Source organism: Streptomyces nojiriensis (assembly GCF_017639205.1).
GTDB lineage: Bacteria > Actinomycetota > Actinomycetes > Streptomycetales > Streptomycetaceae > Streptomyces > Streptomyces nojiriensis.
This window is the reverse complement of the sequence record NZ_CP071139.1, coordinates 3,662,650-3,680,620: the sequence shown is the minus strand read 5'-3', so window position 1 is coordinate 3,680,620 and position 17,971 is coordinate 3,662,650. Positions and strand designations below refer to the sequence as shown.

General features: G+C 72.6%; 17 protein-coding genes, 1 tRNA gene and 1 pseudogene. 7 read left to right on the top strand and 12 right to left on the bottom strand.

The window, feature by feature from the left end:
• Window positions 1-987 carry a helix-turn-helix domain-containing protein gene (locus tag JYK04_RS17110; protein ID WP_189737274.1) on the bottom strand — a complete coding sequence of 329 codons (987 nt, stop codon included), beginning with the start codon at window positions 985-987 and terminating at the stop codon, window positions 1-3.
• 262 nt (window positions 988-1,249) lie between these two features.
• Between JYK04_RS17110 and JYK04_RS17105 the strand changes: the two genes are divergently transcribed.
• The 4 genes from JYK04_RS17105 (at window position 1,250) to JYK04_RS17090 (ending at window position 4,358) form a co-directional block, all read left to right on the top strand.
• A complete protein-coding gene (locus JYK04_RS17105; protein ID WP_189737272.1) occupies window positions 1,250-1,432 on the top strand; it encodes a hypothetical protein in 183 nt (60 codons plus the stop codon).
• Between the two features lie 5 nt (window positions 1,433-1,437).
• A complete protein-coding gene (locus tag JYK04_RS17100) occupies window positions 1,438-1,764 on the top strand; it encodes a hypothetical protein (RefSeq protein WP_189737270.1) in 327 nt (108 codons plus the stop codon).
• Entirely contained in the window at window positions 1,733-2,938 is a 1,206-nt protein-coding gene (locus JYK04_RS17095; RefSeq protein ID WP_189737269.1) for an aggregation-promoting factor C-terminal-like domain-containing protein, read from the top strand. The genes JYK04_RS17100 and JYK04_RS17095 overlap by 32 nt, the downstream gene beginning before the upstream one ends.
• 109 nt (window positions 2,939-3,047) lie before the next feature.
• On the top strand, window positions 3,048-4,358 hold the full coding sequence (locus JYK04_RS17090) for a tachylectin-related carbohydrate-binding protein (RefSeq protein ID WP_189737266.1): 1,311 nt from the start codon (window positions 3,048-3,050) through the stop codon (window positions 4,356-4,358).
• Between the two features lie 84 nt (window positions 4,359-4,442).
• Here the strand turns inward: JYK04_RS17090 and JYK04_RS17085 are convergent, their stop codons facing one another.
• The 3 genes from JYK04_RS17085 to JYK04_RS17075 all read right to left on the bottom strand — a co-directional run bounded on the left by JYK04_RS17085 (window position 4,443) and on the right by JYK04_RS17075 (window position 7,962).
• Window positions 4,443-5,153 carry an ALF repeat-containing protein gene (locus tag JYK04_RS17085; RefSeq protein WP_189737264.1) on the bottom strand — a complete coding sequence of 237 codons (711 nt, stop codon included), beginning with the start codon at window positions 5,151-5,153 and terminating at the stop codon, window positions 4,443-4,445.
• A gap of 86 nt (window positions 5,154-5,239) precedes the next feature.
• Window positions 5,240-5,962, bottom strand: coding sequence for an ALF repeat-containing protein (locus JYK04_RS17080; protein WP_202186067.1), 723 nt, complete (start codon window positions 5,960-5,962; stop codon window positions 5,240-5,242).
• 128 nt (window positions 5,963-6,090) lie between these two features.
• Window positions 6,091-7,962 carry a putative bifunctional diguanylate cyclase/phosphodiesterase gene (locus tag JYK04_RS17075; protein WP_189737260.1) on the bottom strand — a complete coding sequence of 624 codons (1,872 nt, stop codon included), beginning with the start codon at window positions 7,960-7,962 and terminating at the stop codon, window positions 6,091-6,093.
• A 346-nt stretch (window positions 7,963-8,308) separates the two neighbouring features.
• On the opposite strand from JYK04_RS17075, the gene JYK04_RS17070 reads away from it, so the two are divergent.
• Entirely contained in the window at window positions 8,309-9,544 is a 1,236-nt protein-coding gene (locus JYK04_RS17070; RefSeq protein ID WP_189737258.1) for a M6 family metalloprotease domain-containing protein, read from the top strand.
• An 88-nt stretch (window positions 9,545-9,632) separates the two neighbouring features.
• On the opposite strand, the gene JYK04_RS17065 is transcribed toward JYK04_RS17070, so the two are convergent.
• From JYK04_RS17065 to JYK04_RS17050, 4 genes and pseudogenes are all read right to left on the bottom strand, one after another.
• Window positions 9,633-9,706, bottom strand: a tRNA-Lys gene (locus JYK04_RS17065).
• Window positions 9,697-10,321 (bottom strand): annotated as a pseudogene (locus JYK04_RS17060) (bifunctional DNA primase/polymerase). The gene JYK04_RS17065 and the pseudogene JYK04_RS17060 overlap by 10 nt, the downstream one beginning before the upstream one ends.
• Window positions 10,322-10,461: 140 nt before the next feature.
• Window positions 10,462-10,803 carry a hypothetical protein gene (locus JYK04_RS17055; RefSeq protein ID WP_030012162.1) on the bottom strand — a complete coding sequence of 114 codons (342 nt, stop codon included), beginning with the start codon at window positions 10,801-10,803 and terminating at the stop codon, window positions 10,462-10,464.
• Window positions 10,804-11,095: 292 nt separating this feature from the next.
• Window positions 11,096-11,665 (bottom strand): NADPH-dependent FMN reductase, encoded by a 570-nt coding sequence (locus JYK04_RS17050; protein ID WP_189737254.1) that lies wholly within the window; start codon window positions 11,663-11,665, stop codon window positions 11,096-11,098.
• Between the two features lie 115 nt (window positions 11,666-11,780).
• On the opposite strand from JYK04_RS17050, the gene JYK04_RS17045 reads away from it, so the two are divergent.
• Window positions 11,781-12,263, top strand: a complete 483-nt coding sequence (locus JYK04_RS17045; RefSeq protein WP_189737252.1) for a MarR family winged helix-turn-helix transcriptional regulator — start codon at window positions 11,781-11,783, stop codon at window positions 12,261-12,263.
• A 28-nt stretch (window positions 12,264-12,291) separates the two neighbouring features.
• Here JYK04_RS17045 and JYK04_RS17040 read toward each other — a convergent pair whose 3' ends face one another.
• The 4 genes from JYK04_RS17040 to JYK04_RS17025 form a co-directional block, all read right to left on the bottom strand.
• The gene (locus JYK04_RS17040) at window positions 12,292-12,717 is read right to left on the bottom strand and encodes a hypothetical protein (RefSeq protein WP_189737250.1); all 426 of its coding nucleotides are present in this window, start codon (window positions 12,715-12,717) and stop codon (window positions 12,292-12,294) included.
• Between the two features lie 170 nt (window positions 12,718-12,887).
• The gene (locus tag JYK04_RS17035) at window positions 12,888-14,228 is read right to left on the bottom strand and encodes an AAA domain-containing protein (RefSeq protein WP_189737248.1); all 1,341 of its coding nucleotides are present in this window, start codon (window positions 14,226-14,228) and stop codon (window positions 12,888-12,890) included.
• Complete coding sequence (locus JYK04_RS17030) at window positions 14,225-15,808, bottom strand: hypothetical protein (RefSeq protein ID WP_189737246.1); 1,584 nt, start codon at window positions 15,806-15,808, stop codon at window positions 14,225-14,227. The genes JYK04_RS17035 and JYK04_RS17030 overlap by 4 nt, the downstream gene beginning before the upstream one ends.
• Window positions 15,796-16,989 (bottom strand): hypothetical protein, encoded by a 1,194-nt coding sequence (locus JYK04_RS17025; protein ID WP_189737244.1) that lies wholly within the window; start codon window positions 16,987-16,989, stop codon window positions 15,796-15,798. Before JYK04_RS17025 ends, JYK04_RS17030 begins: the two co-directional genes overlap by 13 nt.
• A gap of 132 nt (window positions 16,990-17,121) precedes the next feature.
• Here JYK04_RS17025 and JYK04_RS17020 point away from each other — a divergent pair, with 132 nt between their 5' ends.
• The gene (locus tag JYK04_RS17020) at window positions 17,122-17,715 is read left to right on the top strand and encodes a histidine phosphatase family protein (protein ID WP_189737243.1); all 594 of its coding nucleotides are present in this window, start codon (window positions 17,122-17,124) and stop codon (window positions 17,713-17,715) included.
• Window positions 17,716-17,971 lie beyond the last annotated feature (256 nt).

The following is a 17,971-nucleotide window of genomic DNA, read 5'->3' as shown; positions in this document are numbered from 1 at the left end:
TCAGAGCCAGCCCTGCTGGGCCGCCTTGAGGCCGGCTTCGAAGCGGCTCGTCGCGTGGAGGCGTTCCATGAGGGCGGCCATCTGGCGCCTGACCGTGCGCAGCGACACCCCGAGCCGCTTCGCCGCGGCCTCGTCCGTCATGCCCGAGGCCAGGAGCTTCAGCAGTTCCAGCTCGGTCGCGGTGGGGCGGGTGTCGCTGGGGCGGGGGCGGTCGGCTCCGAGCGGTCCGGCGGAGTCCCACGTCTGCTCGAACAGGTTGGTCAGGGAGGCCACGATCCCGGGCGCGCTGGTGCACAGGGCGCCCAGACGGGAGTGGTCGGGGTCGATCGGGACCACCGCCACCGTCCGGTCGAATATCAGGAGGCGCGGCGGCAGGAGCGGACTCGTCCGCACCTGGCCGCCCTCTTCGGTCAGCCACCGCGCGTAGGCCAGCGTCGCCGGATCGTTGCGGGCGCTGTCCTGGTAGACCGAGCGCATCTCGATGCCGCGGGCCAGCGCCCGCCGGTCCAGCGGCCGGGAGGCCTCCAGGCTGGCCTCGGACAGTGCGCCGCCCGGCAGGATCGCCAGGCATTCCCGGGACAGGTCGTGGGCGAGCTGTTCCAGCCGGCCATGGATGGCGTCCATCCCCACGAGCCGCTCCGCGCCGTCGACCTCGGTGTTCGGGCTGAGCTCCGCGAATTCCGAGACCACCTGCGCCGCGGCCGCCTTGCTGCGGGCCAGCTCCTGCTGCTGCCGGGCCAGTTCCTCCTCCTGGCGGCGCAGCAGCAGCTCCAGACCCAGCTCGGGTCGCACCGCGCGCAGCCCGCCCGGGCAGTCACGTGACGGTCTGAGGAGGTCGAGGTCGACGAGCCGGTCCAGGCCCTCGCGGACCTGGGTCTCGGTGAGGCCGAGGCGGGCGCTGAGCTCGGCGATCCCTCCCGAGGGGTCGGCCAGCATGCCCCGGTACACGGCTTCCACATCGGCCCCGAGACCCAGTGTCTGCAGCATCTCCCAGCCCCCCGGCGGTAGTTGGGCGGCCCGGCCGGCGCCGCCTCCGCGATCGTAGGCGAAGTCTGGCACCAAGGTGCCAGGCCCGTTGGTGACAGCCGGAACCTCTTCTTCGCGGGGCCCGGGGGCAGCAACATGGTGATCACCGGACGGCGGGGAGGGAACTCCCCGACTCAGGCCAGAGCCGCAAGGACGATCCGGACCAGCGCGCAGCACACCGCACCGAACGCCTCGCTTCCGAGCCTGTGACCTGGGGGAAACCATGTCCCGTACCGCCCGCTTCGCCGCTGTCGCCGCCGTCTTCGCCGCCCTCTGCGCCGGTGCCGTCACCACCACCTCGGTGACCGCGTCCGCCGAGAACCGCCACGTCAGTGCCTCCGACGACGGCAGCATCAACTGGGACACCGCCCCCGTGTCGGTCGAGGACAGCATCAACTGGGACTAGCCGGGATGCGCGTCGTCCGAGCCTCCCTCTCAGGGCCCCGTGCCGATCCGGACCAGGAGGGCGTGCTCGCGCTCGTCTCCGATCTGATCTGGGCCCACACCCCCGCCGCGCACGGACTCGAACACCTGCGGGCCAAAGCCGCCCGCGACGGCGTGGACGTCTACCTCTTCCTGCGGGCCGCCTCCGAAGCCGCGGCCCTCACCCAGGCCCACGCCATCCTCGACGGCGCCCGTGCCCCACTGCGGGCGCACGGCTACCGCACCACCGAGCCGCACCGTGACCGTTCCCCAGGAGAACGCAGTGACCACCACCCTCCGTCAGGCTGCCCGTAAGAGCGCGGTGGCCGCCCTCTCCGCCGCCCTCGGCGCCGGCCTGCTCACCGCCGCGGCCGTCGCCACCGCCCCGGCCGCCGAGGCCGCGACCACGTGCAGCGGGACCGCCTCGATCTACGGCGTCCTTCCCGACGGCCGTCTCACCTTCAGCACCATCACCCCGGCCACCGGCGCGCTGAAGAAGGTGCGGGTCGGGGCGGACCTGGGGTTCGAGCCCAAGGCGATGGCCACCCTCAACTTCAACACGGTGCTGGTGACGTCGACGACGGGCGCGCTCTACCGCCTCGACGTCCTCACCAACAACGAGTCCCTCGTCCTGGAGCGCCCGCCCGTCAAGATCTTCGACAGCGGCTGGACCCACGACAAGCTCACCTACGACGGACACGGCCACCTGTACGGCACGGCGGGCGGGGTCCTGCTCCAGTACCTGGTCTCACAGCCCAAGCCGACCGGCTCGGCGCACATCGGCCAGCGCAAGGAGATCGGCGGCGGGTTCGTCCTGAAGACCCTCACGGCCGCCGGGGACGACCGCCTCCTCGCCACCACGTCGGCGGGCGCGCTCTACTCCTACAAGATCAACAGCGATGGCACCTGGGACCGCGACGACCTCAAGACCTCCGGCTGGTCCGGCTTCGACCAGGTCGTATCGCCCGGTGGCGGCCTCTACTACGGCCGGATCGAGACCACCGGCGCCATGTACTGGTACAAGGACGCCAACCCGGCCGACGGCACTGGCAGCGACATCGCGTACCACAACGACACCCCCGTCAACACCGGCGGCTGGACACAGCAGCTGCTCTCCGCGCAGCCGGAGACCTTCAGCTGCACCACCACCTCGGACCCGCTCGACGGCAGGGACATTCCCGCCGTGAAGGCGGCCGGCCGCGACCTGATGAACAAGCACGACGGCGGCGTCTGGAACAGCTCCACCCAGTGGAACTGCCTGGAGCAGCTCTGGGACCGGGAGAGCGGCTGGCGCTACTGGGCCGACAACCCGAACTCCACGGCGTACGGCATCCCCCAGGCCCTGCCCGGTTCCAAGATGGACGCCTTCGGCGACGACTGGCGCACCAACCCGGTCACCCAGATCAAGTGGGGCCTGTCCTACATCGACGGCCGGTACGACACACCGTGCGGTGCCTGGACCCACTTCCTGAACAACAACTGGTACTGAGCCGCGCCCGCCCGCCCGCGCCCGCTCCCCGCGCTCTCCGCCCGCTCCCTCCCTCACCTCCCCGGCCCGACGCGCGTACGTCAGGGCTGCCCAGAATCCGGAGACACCCATGTCCTCGTCGTCCCTCAAGCGCCGCCTCGCCGCCACCCTGGCCGTCTCTGCCACGACCCTCGGCATGGTCACCCTCACCTCGGCGCCGGCCCAGGCCGCCGCGATCTGCGGCGGCAACGTGTCGGTCTACGGCACCCTCCCCGACGGACGCCTCACCTACACGGCGATAGCCCCCAACACCGGTGACCGCGTCAAGACCCTGATCGGCGCGAACCTCGGCTTCACGCCCAAGGCGATGGCCACCCTCAACTTCAACACCGTCCTCGTGACCTCGACGGCCGGCGAGCTGTACCGCGTCGACATCCAGACCAACGACAGCGCCCTGGCCCTGGCCGGAGTCACCAAGATCTGGGACAGCGGCTGGACCTTCGACAAGCTGACCTACGACGGCGCCGGTCACCTCTACGGCACGGTCGGCGGCGAGCTCCACCGCTACAACGTCTCCCAGGCCAAGCCCAGCGGGCCCGCCCACATCGCCAAGCACGCGGTGATCGACACGGGCTTCGTCCTCAAGACCCTCGCAGCCGCCGGCGACGACGTCCTCATCGCCAGCACGGCCGACGGACGGCTGCTCTCGTACCAGATCAACGGCGTCGGGGACTGGGAGAGCTCGGTGCTCAAGAGCTCCGGCTGGTCGGCGGTCGACAACCTCGTCTCGCCGGGCGGCGGCCTCTACTACGGCCGTACGAACGGCGGGATGTACTGGTACCACGACGCCGACCCCACCGACGGCAAGGGTGACGACATCGCCTACCACCCCGCCGACCCGGTCGACGCGAGCGGCTGGACCCAGAGCCTGCTCTCCGCCTTCGCCAACGACTGCACCTACCAGCCGCCGGCGCCCCCGACCCCCACCCCCTCCACCAAGGGCGGGCAGATCGCCCGCAGCGAGATCATGAGCCGCGCCGCGAACTGGCTGAGCCGTGACATCCCCTACAACCAGGGCGCGTACGCCTCCGACCCGGACGGCGACCACACCTACCGCACCGACTGCTCCGGCTTCGTCTCGATGGTCTGGCACGCCGGTACCAGCTACACGACCCAGAGCCTGCCGGGCATCGCCGCCACCATCTCCAAGTCCGACCTCCAGCCCGGTGACGCGCTGAACACCCTGGACGGGCACGTGGTGCTCTTCGAGAAGTGGGTCGACAAGGCCGCGGGGAAGTTCTCGTACATCCACGAGGCCAACACCAACGACGACATGATGCGCGGTCAGGACTACCTCAACGGTGGCACCGACGGCCGCATCGCCGGCCACGCCGCCTCGGGCTACGTCGCCCTGCGCTACGACAAGGTCGTGAGCGGATAGCCGGACGAGCATGTGCGTGAAGGCCGGACCGCCCATCGGGCGGTCCGGCCTTCCCTTACCGGTCCTGGCGGCCGCTCACGGCGGTCAGACCTGGAACTGGCCGACCGTGATGAAGTAGCGCAGCTCCTCGGGAGTGCCGTCGACGGCCTTCTGGGCCGCCGCGTACAGGGCCGGGCTGATGCCGGGGCGGGCGAGGATGCGGCCCACGGCGACGCGGTCGTCCTCGGCCTGGGCCAGTCGCAGGCCGGTCTTCAGGAACGCGGCGCGGTCGGCGGCGGTGCCGTTGAAGGCCTTGATGGCCTCGCGCTTGACGCCCTTGCCCGAGGCCGGGTCGCCGTAGATCTTGGCGATGGCGACGCGGTTGTCCTCGTCCTGGGCGATCGCCAGGCCCGTCTTCAGGAAGGTGACGCGGTCGGCGGGGGTGCCGTCGAGGGCCTTGCCGGCCTCGCGGGTGACGGCCTTGCCCGGCTTGCCGGCGAGGATCTTGGCGATGGCGAACCTGTTGTCCTCGTCCTGGGCCTTGGCGAAGCCCGTGGTCAGGAACGCCACGCGGTCCTCGGGGGTGCCGCTGAGGGCCCTGTTGGCCTCGCGGATCACGGCCTTGCCGCTCGCCGGGTCCGCCAGGATCTTGGCGATGGCGACGGCGTTCTCCGTGTCGGAGCCGGGCACCGTGCTCGCCGGAGCCGTGACCGACGCCTTCACCGGTGCGGCGCTGGCGAGGGACGGGGTGGCGAGCAGCAGGGCCGGGGCCAGGGCGCCGACGGTCAGGGCGAGCGCGGAACGGGTGAGCTTCATGATGGTTTCCCCCACAGATCAAAGAAGTTGGTCAAGGGCCTTCGCCCCCGAATGCGGCCGGCGTACGAAGCCGGCGCCTGTCACGCTCAGACCTGGAACTGGCCGACCGTGATGAAGTACCGGAGCTCCTCCGGGGTGCCGTCGATGGCCTTCTGGGCCGCCGCGTACAGGGCCTCGCTGATGCCCGGGCGGGCGAGGATACGGAAGGCTTCGACGCGGTCGTCCTCGGCCTGGGCCAGGCGCAGGCCGGTCTTGAGGAAGGCGGTGCGGTCGGCCGGGGTGCCGTCGAGGGCCTTGTTGGCTTCGCGGGTGACGCCCTTGCCGGGCTTGCCGCCCAGGATGCGGAGGATGGCGACCGTGTTGTCGTCGTCCTGGGCTTTCGCGAGGCCGGTCTTGAGGAAGGCGGTGCGGTCGGCCGGGGTGCCGTCGAGGGCCTTGTTGGCTTCGCGGGTGACGCCCTTGCCGGGCTTGCCGCCCAGGATGCGGAGGATGGCGACCGCGTTGTCGTCGTCCTGGGCCTTCGCGAGGCCGGTCTTCAGGAAGGTGCGCACGTCCTCGGTGGTGCCGGCGAGGGCCTTGTCGGCCGCACTGGTCACGCCCTTGCCCGGCTTGCCGGCCAGGATGTGGTTGACCTCGGCACGCAGTTCGGCGTCCGACATGGTGTCGTACGGCGACTCCCCGGCGGTGACCGCGACCGCCTTCGCGGGCGCCGCCGCGGCCTGGCCGGCGGCGAGGGCCGGGGTGGCGAGCAGCAGGGCCGGGGCGAGGGCGCCGATGGTCAGGGCGAGTGCGGGACGGGTGTGTTTCATGGTGCTTTCCCCCACGGATCAAGGAACTTGGTCAAGAACCTTTGGCCTGAGGATCGTTACAAGGGGGATCTGGCCTGTCCAACGCTGAAAGGGGCCCTAGACAGCCCGAAAACGGTTAAGTGGAACGGCTAGCGGGGGTGTTCCGTGCCCGGTCTGGTGCCGATCATCTCGGCGATCCGCTCCGGGCCCACCGCCCGCGAGTAGAGCCAGCCCTGGCCCGTGTCGCAGCCGACGCGCCGCAGCCGTGCGGCCTGCCCGGCGGTCTCCACGCATTCCGCGGTCACCGTCAGGCCGAGCCTGTGGGCGAGCTGGACCAGGGCCTCGACGATGGTCTCGTCGGCCGGGTTCGGGTGCGTGCCCTCCTCGTAGCGGAACCCGCGCACGAACGAACCGTCCAGTTTCAGAACTGATACAGGAAGTCTGCTGAGGTAGGCGAGATTCGAGTAACCGGTGCCGAAATCGTCGATCGCGATCCGCACGCCCATGTCGCTGAGCGCCTGAAGGGCCTGGAGGGGACGCCCGGCCGAGCCCATCACCGCGGACTCGGTCAGCTCCAGCTGCAGCAGCTGCGGGGCGAGGCCCGTCTCGGCCAGGATCTCAGCGACGTCGCCCACGAGGTCCGAGTCCCAGACCTGCCGGACGGCGACGTTGACGGACACGAAGACCGGTGAGTCGCTGGGCTGTTCGATCTGCCAGCGGCGGGCCTGCCGACAGGCGGTCCGCAGGACCCACTGCCCCAACTGGACGATGGAACCGTCCTCTTCGGCGATCCCGATGAACCGATTCGGCGTGAGCGTCCCGAACTGCGGGTGGTTCCAGCGCACCAGCGCCTCGACCCCGCGCACCGCGCCGCTCTCCAGGTCCACCAGCGGCTGGTACTCCAGCCCGAACTCGCCCCGCTCCACGGCCGGCCGGAGTGTGGAGGAGAGCGCCTGGCGGGTCATGCGGTGCGCGTTGCGCTCCGGGTCGAACAGGGTCCAGCGGGCCTTGCCGTCCGCCTTGGCCCAGTAGAGGGTCGTGTCGGCGGCCTGCATCAGGCCGGTCGCCGAGGTGCCGGCCGCCGCCCGCTCCACGACGCCGATCGAGGCGGAGACGGACAGCCGCTGCCCGGCCAGGTCGAAGGGTTCCTGTACGGCGGCCAGCACGCTCCGCGCCAGGTCGGCGAGCTGTTCGGTGCCGGTGGAGTCCTCGACCAGCAGGGCGAACTCGTCGCCGCCGAGGCGCGCGACCAGGTGCCCGCCGGTGCGCCCGTAGCCGGACTGGTCGGCGCACTGGGTCAGGCGGGCGGCGACGGCGGTGAGCAGCCGGTCGCCGACCCGGTGGCCGAGGGTGTCGTTGACCGCCTTGAACCCGTCGAGGTCCAGGTAGCACAGCCCGATCCGGCCGGTGCCGCCACCGTGTTCGTACGAGGCGGCCTCCAGGGCGGCGGAGAGCCGCTCGAAGAACAGGGCGCGGTTCGGCAGGCGCGTGACCGGGTCGTGCATCTGGAGGTGGCGCAGGCGGGCCTGGAGGTCGCGGCGGTCGCTGATGTCGGCCACCGACAGCAGGACGTCCCCGGTGCCGGGGACGGGTCCGAGGGTGACTTCGGTCCAGAGCGAGTGCCCGTCGGGGTGTTTGAGGCGGCGGGTGCAGCGCAGCCGGGCCTGCCGGCCGCGGAGCACCTCCTGGTACGCGGCCCAGGTGCGGGCCTCCGCAGCCAGGTCGACCAGGTCGGCGGCGGACCGGTGGACGAGCGCGTGCGGTTCGCTGCCGAGCAGTCCGGCGAAGGCCTGGTTGGCGGCGACCACGTAGCCCTCGCGGTCGACGACGGCCATGGCGAGGTGGGCCGCGTTGAAGGCGGCCCGGTAGTCGCGCAAGTCGGAGTCGGCGCGGTACGACGACGCCGGCACGGCCTGGGTGGCCGACGCCGACGGCACTGCCGGCACTGACGGGTGACGCTCCGTAATGGCCGATCGGATGCTGTCGGCCGCCGAACCGGTTCCTTCTGAGGTTCCGCTCACCGTTGGCTCCCGCAGTGTTCGTGAGTGTCCGCGCAGGAAAGTGTGCCGATCATAGAGGCTGCAGGGAGGCCCTATCCAGCGGCGCCACCGGTTGAGACGGTTCAGTTCGGCGTGATGACGGATCGCCGGCGCAAGACCGGGCGATCGTTTCTGCGCGGCTCTGAGCATGAGGGGGTCCCTGCTGTTCTCAGGTGATCGGTCGTGACGTTCTGTAGGCAGGAGCGTGAAGTTCGAGGGTCACCGACTTGCCGTACTACTCACTCGTGTGGGGCAGCGGAACAGGGCATTAGTAAGACAATCGCCTCAAGGTGGATGAACAGGTACGAATCCACCACCGGAGGTCGATGTGGCGCGACAGCAGACACCCGGGGGAGTGGAACGCTCCCGCATCCGAAGTACCGCTGCGGCGCTCACCTCCCTGACGGCGCTCGCCGCCATGTCGCTCGTCGCCGGTCCCGCGGTGGCCGCCCCGGGAGTCGGACCCTGCGCGCTGACCCGCACCTCGGCGCACCACTCCCTCGGCCTGGACACCTGGAACGGCGCCTACCCCAAACCCGTGCGCAAGCTCAACGCCGTCATGGTCTTCCTCTCCTTCCCCGACCACCGCAGCGCCCTGAAGACCGAGGAGATCGTCGGCGACTACTTCCCCGCCACCAGCGACTTCTTCGAGCAGGCCTCGTACGGGCGGTTCCGGCTGGTCCCGCACCCGCAGAAGCAGTGGATCCAGATGCCCAAACCGTCCACCGCGTACGGGATAAAGCGGGACTGGGCCCCCGAGGACCGGGCCTCCTACCTGCGGGACGCGGTCGCCACCGCCGACGCCCAAGTGGACTTCCGCAAGTACGACGTCGTCTACTTCGTCGCCGACCCGGACGCGCCCGGCGTGGACTCCGACGCCACGAAGGTCGTCAACTTCGAGCACCCGATCGTCGCGGACGGCACGGAACTGCGGCGGATCGTCACCGTCTTCGAGCGCCACCCGCCGGACCGGAACGTGCTGGCCCACGAGACCGGGCACGTCTTCGACCTGCCCGACCTCTACCACCGGCCCACGGACGGCAAGGGCGACTGGGACACCTACGTCGGGGACTGGGACGTCATGGGCAGCCAGTTCGGCATGGCCCCCGACCTCTTCGCCTGGCACAAGTGGAAGCTGGGCTGGCTGGACGCCTCCCAGGTGGACTGCGTACAGACGGCCACCTCGATGCACACCCTGCAGCCGCTGGCCCAGGCACCGCCGAGCGGCGGAACGGGCGGTACCCGGCTCGCGGTGATCCGTACGGGCCCCGGCAGCGCGATCGCCGTCGAGGCACGGGGCTCCGCCGGCAACGACGGGGACACCTGCACGGAGGGCGTCCTGGTCTACCGGGTGCGCAACGAGGCGTCGTCGGGCGGCGGCCCGATCGAGGTGCTGGACGCCCACCCGTCGACGGAGGCCTGCTGGGACCGCTCGGTGTACCCGCCCCTGGCGGACGCGCCGCTGGAGGTGGGCGAGACGTACACCGTGCCGGGGGAGCGGATCACCATCGAGGTCGCGGACCGCACCCGGTCCGGCGCGTACACGGTGAAGATCACGACCTGACGGCCGGGCGCGCCGCGGGACGGACCGCGGCGCGCCCCGCCGGACAACGAAGAAGGCCCCCACTTGCGTGGGGGCCTTCTTCCGTCTGTGCGCCGCCAGGGACTCGAACCCCGGACCCGCTGATTAAGAGTCAGCTGCTCTAACCAACTGAGCTAGCGGCGCTTGCTGACGAGGAAGACATTAGCAGGAGGATCCGCGGAACGAAAAATCGATATCCCCAGGTCCGGTCGGTGCGGGGCTGCGGGCCGCCCGTACGAAGGCCCAGAGCAGGGCCTCGGGCCCGGGAAGCCAGGGCTCGCGGGCGTCGGGGGCCACGAGCCACCGGGACGGCCCGGGCGTGGCGGCCAGCGGCGGCACGGTGACGGCGTCGCCCCGGCCGTGGCACAGCGGCGCCGGGGCGGTGCGGGAGCCTCCCCACTCCTCCCACGCCAGCAGGGCGGGCAGCCGGTGCGCGGTGCCGGGGGCGGCGAAGAGCAGCATCCGGCCGCGGTGCACGGCGACCGGGCCGGAGCCGGGACCCTCGGCCCAGAGCAGGTCGAGGATGCGGCGCCCGATGACGAGCGGGACGTTGACGACGTCGAAGGGATCACCGCAGGGCAATGTGGCGGGCAGCCCGGGCCGCGACTCCCACACCGCCAGGGTGCGCCGGGGGTGGGCGGCTCCGGAGGTGAGCCAGGCGGCGCCCTGGTGGGTGACGTGGGTGGCGGGTGCGGTGCGGGTGCGCTCGCCGCGCGCGTGGAGGGCGGTACAGCCGGGAGCCTTCGTCAGCGTCGTCATATGCCAGTGTCTACCCGCCGTAGCGGACCGATATCCGCGAGTTACCGGAAACGGGGACAGTGGGACCGCCACCGGAGTATGGTGCGCTCCCCCTGAACGCCGGAGGGGCCGGACGGCCGGCCCCTCCGACGCTCCAGGCGCTACGGCGTACCCGTGCCGCGCTGGAGGGTCTCGCCGAACTCGATCATCTTGCGGGCGTAGTCCTCGGTCCACTCCGCCTGCTCGGCGATCAGCGCCGGTGAGAGGCGGTCGAACCGGCGGGGATCCGCCAGCTGGGCCGCCGCCAGGGCCTGGAACTCCACCGCCCGGTCCTGCGCGGCCCGGAAGGCCAGCGTCAGCTCGGTCGCACGGACCAGCAGCTCCCGCGGGTCCTCTATCGACTCCAGGTCGAAGAAGTGCTCGGGGTCCGCCACGGCCTCAGAGGGCTCGAAGAGCAGAGGCGCCGGCCGCAGCCGCCGCTCGGTCCGCTCGGGCTCTGCCATGCGTGTCCTCCTGCTGCGCGTACGAGGTGATTCCGGGCCACCGTCCATTGTCCAACGCCGCGCAAGACCTCTGCGCGACGGGCTGGAACACCCGTACGGCCGATGAGGTGCACGAGCAGGCCGACGGGCTCAGTGGCGAGGGAGTCGCACAGGCGCTCGGCCGGCGCCGGTGTCCGCACCGCGATCCCGAGCTTCCCCGTGCGAGGCCGGCGCCGCCCGGCCCGTCGCCGAGGAGTGGGGCTGACCGGCCGTCAGCCGCACGCCGCGTACGACCACCCGGTGGGGACCCCGATCACACCGTGACGGCCTCGGCGGCGCGCCCCGCCACCAGTTCGGCCACGTCGTCCAGGACTCCGGCGAGCTCGCCCGCGAGCGTCTCCGGGGCCTGGAAGCCCTCGGGGCCGAGCAGCTTGGGGATGCCGGGGATCGCGACGGAGCGCTCGGCGGGCAGCATGCCCAGACGGCTGAGGATCGGCAGCAGCATCTCGGCGGCCGGGGCGCCGCCGGTGGGGCCGGCGCTGTAGCTGACGATGCCGACCGCCTTGCCCTTCCACTCGTTGTAGAGGAAGTCGATGGCGTTCTTGAAGGGGGCGGTGAAGCCGCCGTTGTACATCGGCAGGACGAAGAGGAAGGCGTCGGCCGAGTCGACCAGGGCGCTCCAGTCGCGGGTGTGCTGATGCGCGTAGTTGCCGGTGGAGGCGTATTCGGGCTCGTCGAGGAAGGGCAGGGCGATCTCGGCGAGGTCGACGGAGGTGACGTCGAAGCCGCCGCGCTCGCGGGCCTGCTCGGTGACCCAGCGGGCGAGCGGGCGGCCGGCGGAGGTCGGGCGGGTGGCGGCGGAGATGACGTGCAGGCGGGTCATGGTGAGGACTTCCCGTTCGGTGCGGTTGTTGATGTGTCACCCGATGAAACCCAGGATCTGAATGACATGTCAACCAGATAAGTGATGTGTCACCGATCTGGCTAGAGTGGCGGACATGACCCCCGCACCGGAGCCAGGCCCCCGCTGGCTCACCGAGTCCGAACAGGACGCCTGGTACGCGTGGCGACGGATGTTCCCGCTGGTCAACGCGGAGATCGCACGCGACCTCAGCCAGGACAGCGGACTCTCCGAGGCCGACTACGACGTCCTCTCGGTGCTCGGCTCAACCGACGGCCACCGTATGCGCATCAGTGCACTGGCCGAGCTCATGCGCTGGTCCCGCAGCAGGCTGTCCCACCAGCTCACCCGCATGGAGCAGCGCGGCGCCGTCCGCCGCGAGGAGGTGGCCACCGACGGCCGGGGCGCGGAGGTGGTCCTCACCGACGCCGGCATCACCATGATCACGGACGCGGCCCCGCTCCACGTGGAGTCCGTGCGCCGCCACCTGATCGACACCCTGACCCCGGAACAGCTGCGCACCCTGGCCGAGGTGGGCGAGACCCTCCACGCCCGCCTGGGCACCCGCCGAAAGCCCTGAACCGGCCGGTCGGCCGCGCCCGCGGGTCTCAGACGGTGAATCCGGAGATCCGTACGTGCGCGACGTCTCCGTCCTCGTAGTCGAGCTCGATGCGCACCCCGTCCGCGAGTCGGTGGCCGTCCTCGTCCGTGAACGGCGTGGGGCCGTGCAGTTGCGGATGCCCGCACGCGTCGGCGCTCGAGCAGTACTCCTCCGAGATCTCCGTGTCGGGATAGGAGGCGCGCAGCCATGCCGCCACCTCCTGGCGGGGCGCACGGAAGTCCAGCTCGTACGAGGCGCTCATCCACTGGCCCGTGGTGCAGTTCCGGTCGCGCGTCCCTGCGGGCAGCTCGGCGGCGCGGGCGAAATGGGCCGCCTTGTCGCACGGCACGCCCAGGTCGCCCTCGAAGGCGGCCCACCACAGGGACGCCCACCAGCCTCCGACGGCCAGTACGGCCGTTGTGCCGGTGATCACGAGCCACCTCGTGAGGCGCTTGCGTCGTGCGGTCATAACTGAAGAACCCCCTGGTCGCCATCACTTGAACATGTTCAAGGATGAGATTGGGGGGTTCCTGGTTCCACAACCGCTCGAAGATCACGACGGCGGGGTGAGGTGACGGGGCGACCGGGCCCCGCGGGCCTTCCCTATGGCCGCCAGGACACCCGGTGCTCGGCCAGATGGGCGAGCACCGAGTGGTTCGCCTCCCAGCCGTCCGGGAATTTGACCGTCACGCCCAGCTGGACCGGCTCCGTCGAGGGGTGGTCGTCCAGCAGCTCCGCTATGCCCGCCCGGGCCACCACCACGCACGCGTGCCGGTGCCGGGAGGCCAGCACGCACAGGCGGCCCGTCTCCAGGTGGAAGGCCGTCGCGTCCGGGCGGCCCGACAGCGGGTGGAGCACCACCGTGAGGTCGTACTCGCGGCCCTGGAGCCGGTTCGCCGTGTCCACCGTGACCCCCGTGACCCCGAGCGAGGCCAGCGCCGCGCGGACCGCGGCCGCCTGGTCGCGGTGGGCCGTGCCGACCGCGATCCGGTCCGCCGTCAGCGGGGCCGGGGCCGGGGACTGCTCGTCGGAGGTCACCGCCCCCCGGTCCAGGGCCCGGCGGACCACCAGGGCCACCGCCCGCACCGCCTCCGGGTCCGTGCGCGGGGTGTGCCGCGCGGGCAGCTCCAGCAGGCCCCAGCCCGCCTCGGCCGCCTCGTCCAGCACCCGGTCCGGGCCCGACCCGTCCGAGGGCACCCCGTACGACAGCCGCCGCTCGCCCGGGCCCGTACCGCTGCGGAACTGCGTGTACGGATAGAACGCGCGGGAGACCAGCGGCGCCGCCGTCGCCGGGAGCCGCCAGGACACCGGCAGCCGGTGCTGCGGCAGCTGCGGGTTGTGCGCCAGCAGGGTGCTCACCGCCGAGGCGGAAGGGTCGTAGGACAAGCCCGCCCACTGCTCCGCGCCCACCACGCTGAACGGGTCCAACTGCCCCGGGTCGCCCACGAACAGCGCCCGCTCGAACAGCCCGGCCACGGCCAGCAGCGCGTCCGAACGCATCTGGTACGCCTCGTCGACGATGGCGTGCTGCCACGGCTCGACGTCCTTGACGAAGGCCCACTTGGCCGCCGTGGAGATGGTGATCGGCAGCTCCGCGAGATCCTTCGGCTTCGCCGACAGGGTCACCGAGGGCAGCTCGCGCAGCGCCGGGTCGTAGGCGTCCCCGTCACTGCTGTGCAGCCGGCCCACCTTCAGCTCCGGGTCCTTGTCGGCGAGGCGCAGCACCAGGTCGTCGACCTGTGCGTTGGTCTGCGCCACCACCATCAGGCGGCGTCCGGCCGCGGCCAGCTCCCGGGCCGCCCGGACCACGAGCGTGGACTTGCCGGCTCCGGGCGGGGAGTCGACGACCACGCCCCGCTCGGTCCCGTGCAGGGTGTCGGCCAGGATCGCGGCGGTCGCCCGGGCGGCCGCCGCGCCCGGGTCGAAGGGTGCGGTCGTGGTCACAGCAGGTCCTCGTCGGTCACGGAGTCGGGCAGGGGGAGCGCGCTCGCCGACCCCGGCGGGCCGCCGTGCGTCCACGGGGTCTGCTCGGGCTCCGGGAGTTTCGGGCCGCCGCGCGCGTCGTGCTCGAAGAGCGTCCAGCAGAGCCGGTCGCCCTTCTCCGGGACCGTCCCCGGCTCGGGGTCCCGGCCGCGGCCCATCTTGTCGAGCAGCCGCAGCACCAGCCGCCCGCCCTCCTCGAAGCGGACGAACTGTGCGCTCTGCGGGCGCCCGTCCAGCGAGCGGAACACCTTCCCGCCGCCCTCGTCCGCCAGCTGCGGCCGGTCCTCCGTCACCACGGTCACCAGCGGGCGCGGGCTCGGCCGCTTCGACTCCGTCCACTCCATCACCACCTCGGTGACCTCACCGGCGAAGGCCTCGCCCGCGAGCCGTCGGCCCGCCATCACCAGGGGGTCGTCCAAGGCCTCCTGGGCGTCGAGCCGCACCTGTTCGGTCTCCCGCGTGGCCAGTTTCTGGGCCGCCGTCACCGCGTCGTCGCGGCGCGGCTGCGGCGGCTCGCCCGCCCGTACGCGGTCCCGGTGGCCGGTGTAGGACCAGCGGTCGCGCGTCCAGCGTTCCTCCGCGCGCTCGCCCGGCGGCAGGGAGCGCAGCAGGTCGATCGCCTCCCAGGTCTTCCACCAGGTGCCCGACAGCTGGGATTCGACCAGCCGGTGCACCTCCTGCTCGGCCGCCCGGACGTGCCGGTCGTCGTCGCCGGGGCCGGCCGCCAGGGCCGTGCGCGCGGCGTCGTACCGGGCGATGGCGGGGGCCAGCAGCTTGTTGTCGAAGGCCGGGTCGGTGGCCGGACCGGCGGGCGGGCACAGCAGCTGGCCGTCCTTGTCGCGGCCCAGCTCGGCCCGGTGGGCCTCCTCGGCGCCCGACCGGCCCTCGGGCGGGTCGATCCAGCCCAGGAGCGCGCCCAGGTGCTGGTCCTCCAGGTTGCTCTGGCCGGTGGCCCAGTGCCGCGACAGCAGGTCGGTGGCCGACAGCAGCATCGAGGAGCCGGGCACCCGCGAGCGCTCGGCGAGGTGGGTGAACCAGCGGCCGAGCATCGGCACCTGCGAGGGCGCCGGATACGGATTGTCCGGGTCCTCCTCGGCGGTGCGCCGGAACCGCATCGAGCGCCCCAGCAGCCGTACGTACTCGATGCCCGCCCGGCTCGGCACGATCAGCTGCGGCGCGTCCGCGCACAGCTCGGTCTCCACCTTCACCCGCTTGCCCGTCTCCGGGTCGGTCTCGCTGCGTTCGGCCGGCTCCACGGCGTCCGCGTACGCGTCGATGTGGGCCAGCACCTGTACGGCCAGGTCCGCGAGGAAGGCCCAGCGCCGGTCGCGGTCGCGCGGCTGGGGTATCACGAACACCCACGGCTCGTGCCGGTCGGTGCCGACCATGGCGCCGAGCGGGGCACCCGCCTCACCGGCCGTGGTCAGCGGCACGAAGACCATCGGGCGCTCGCTCAGGTGGCGGTGCCGCACGGTCGCGAGCGGCTGGGCGCGCCCCGCGCGTACGGCCTCCAGCCGGGCCAGGGTGCTCAGCAGGGGCATGCGGGGGTCTCCGGGGCGTGGTGCGGCGGACGGGCGGCGGCCAGGTCCAGGGCCTCGGCGCGCAGCCGGGCTGCGCGCTGCAGCGCGGCTGCGGTCGGATCCTCCGCGCAGCCGGCCCCGGCGGCCGCCGCGAGGGCGGCCTCGACGGTGGTCAGCGCGCCCAGCTCCCCCCGTACCGACCGGCCCAGCGCGGTGACCTGGTCGGCGGCGCGGGCCCGGTCGCGGCAGTGGAAGGCGAGCTCGCAGGCGGCCAGGCACTCGGGGGCGTAGGCGGCGTCGACCGCCGACACCGCCAGGGCGAGCTCCTCGGCGGTGCGCGTCGCAGGGTCGAAACTGAGGCCCTCGGGCAGGGCGGCGGCCAGCTCCTCGACACGGGTCAGCCGGTCCAGCTGGCGGCGGGTCACGGAGCGCTCGCGGCGGATGTCGACGGGGGAGGCGGTGGGCAGGTTGGAGAAGTCCTTGGGGCAGACCAGCAGCACGGTGTGCCCGACCTCGGCACCGGGCAGTTTCCCGGCGGTCTTCTCCAGGGCCAGGACGTAGACGGCGGCCTGCCGGGCGGCGGCGCCCACCTTCGCGGCGTCGGCGGCGCCGTCGATCATCGGGAACGACTTGATCTCCACGACGGTCCAGCGGCCGTCGGGGTGGACGACGACGGCGTCGGGCTCCAGGTAGGCGGGGGAGCCGGCCACCTCCAGGGCGAGCATCGGGTGGTCCAGCAGCGTCCAGGCCCCGGTGTCCCGGCCGGCCGCGGTCGCCTCGCGCAGGGCGAGCGCGGTCCGGGCGGCGCGGCCCTCGGGACCGGCGGCGGTCAGGTCGGGAACGCGGGCGCCGGCCCCGGGGGACCCCGGGGGCTCGGCGGCGGGGGCGAGGTGCGCGTGGACCAGCCGCAGCAGCTCGGCTCCGCCGTCGCCCTTGACCTTTGCCTCGAACGAGTTCCCGCGGACTATGGCGAACTGCGACTGCCCGAAGGAGGCCGGCGAGCCGAGCGCCGTGGCCAGGGCGGTCTTGTCCACCCCGGCGCCGTCGAGCAGGGCGCGTCTGCCGCAGCCGGGATTGGCGGCGAGGGCCGCCAGCGCCCGGGCGTCGAGCGGACGGGGCGGCACGGCGGGGCCGCGCAGGCCGGCGAGCCGCTGCCGCAGGGTCGTCGGCTGCGCGGGGCTGCTGGGCGGGTAGGAGCTCACCCGCGGAAGTGTCCCATCCGCCACTGACAATCGTGGACTTAGCGCGGAAACCGGCGGTGGGGGCGGCCGGGCGGGGCCGTGGCGGCGTGGTGATGGATGATGGACGGACTCGACTGAACCGGGAGAATTCACATGGCCCCCCGCATCCTGCTGGCCCGCCACGGCCAGACGGCGTGGTCCCAGCTCGGCAAGCACACGGGACGCACGGACGTGCCGATGCTGGAGGAGGGCAAGCTGGGCGCGAAGCTGCTCGGCGAGCGGCTGGCCCGTGACCCGTGGCGGGGGCTGCCGGGCGTGGAGGTCCGCACCAGCCCGCTCCTGCGGGCGAGCGAGAGCTGCGACCTGGCGGGCTTCGGGGCCCGGGCCGAGCCGTGGGACGCGCTGATGGAGTGGGACTACGGCGACTACGAGGGCATGACCCCGGCCGAGATCCAGGCCGTCCGGCCGGGCTGGCTGATCTGGCGCGACGGCGTCCCGGGCGGCGAGTCCGTCGCCGATGTCGCGGCGCGTGCGGACGAGGTGGTCGCCTGGGCCCGCGCGGCGGAGCGCGACGTCCTGGTCTTCGCGCACGGGCACATCCTGCGCACGCTGGCCGCCCGCTGGCTGGGCTTCGAGGCCTCCTTCGGCGCCCGCATCCGGCTGGAGCCGACCTCCCTGTCGGTGCTGGGCTGGGCCTATGGCGCGCCGGCGCTGGAACGCTGGAACGACACGGGTCACCTCGCGTAGCGGTACCCCTGCGGGGTGGCTCGGCTGTGTGCGGTGCTCGCGCCGTCTGCCGGGCGCGGGTCGTGTGCCGGGCGCTGCCCGGGCCCCTGCGGGGTGGCTCGGCCGTTTGCTGGGTGCGGGCTGTCTGCCGGGCGCTGCCCGGACCCGCGCCTCAAACGCCGGCGGGGCTGAAAGTGCGGGCCCGTGCCTCGGTGGGTGGCGGGGCTGGGTGTGGCGGGCTTGTCCGCGCAGGTCGGTCCGTGGGGCCGCGCCGGGG

Coding starts and splice junctions, on each gene's coding strand:
- JYK04_RS17105 (WP_189737272.1), top strand. CDS start 1,250: ATGTCCCGTACCGCCCGCTTCGCCGCTGTCGCCGCCGTCTTCGCCGCC.
- JYK04_RS17110 (WP_189737274.1), bottom strand. CDS start 987: ATGCTGCAGACACTGGGTCTCGGGGCCGATGTGGAAGCCGTGTACCGG.
- JYK04_RS17090 (WP_189737266.1), top strand. CDS start 3,048: ATGTCCTCGTCGTCCCTCAAGCGCCGCCTCGCCGCCACCCTGGCCGTC.
- JYK04_RS17085 (WP_189737264.1), bottom strand. CDS start 5,153: ATGAAGCTCACCCGTTCCGCGCTCGCCCTGACCGTCGGCGCCCTGGCC.
- JYK04_RS17050 (WP_189737254.1), bottom strand. CDS start 11,665: ATGACCCGCCTGCACGTCATCTCCGCCGCCACCCGCCCGACCTCCGCC.
- JYK04_RS17020 (WP_189737243.1), top strand. CDS start 17,122: ATGGCCCCCCGCATCCTGCTGGCCCGCCACGGCCAGACGGCGTGGTCC.
- JYK04_RS17080 (WP_202186067.1), bottom strand. CDS start 5,962: ATGAAACACACCCGTCCCGCACTCGCCCTGACCATCGGCGCCCTCGCC.
- JYK04_RS17100 (WP_189737270.1), top strand. CDS start 1,438: ATGCGCGTCGTCCGAGCCTCCCTCTCAGGGCCCCGTGCCGATCCGGAC.
- JYK04_RS17055 (WP_030012162.1), bottom strand. CDS start 10,803: ATGGCAGAGCCCGAGCGGACCGAGCGGCGGCTGCGGCCGGCGCCTCTG.
- JYK04_RS17030 (WP_189737246.1), bottom strand. CDS start 15,808: ATGCCCCTGCTGAGCACCCTGGCCCGGCTGGAGGCCGTACGCGCGGGG.
- JYK04_RS17045 (WP_189737252.1), top strand. CDS start 11,781: ATGACCCCCGCACCGGAGCCAGGCCCCCGCTGGCTCACCGAGTCCGAA.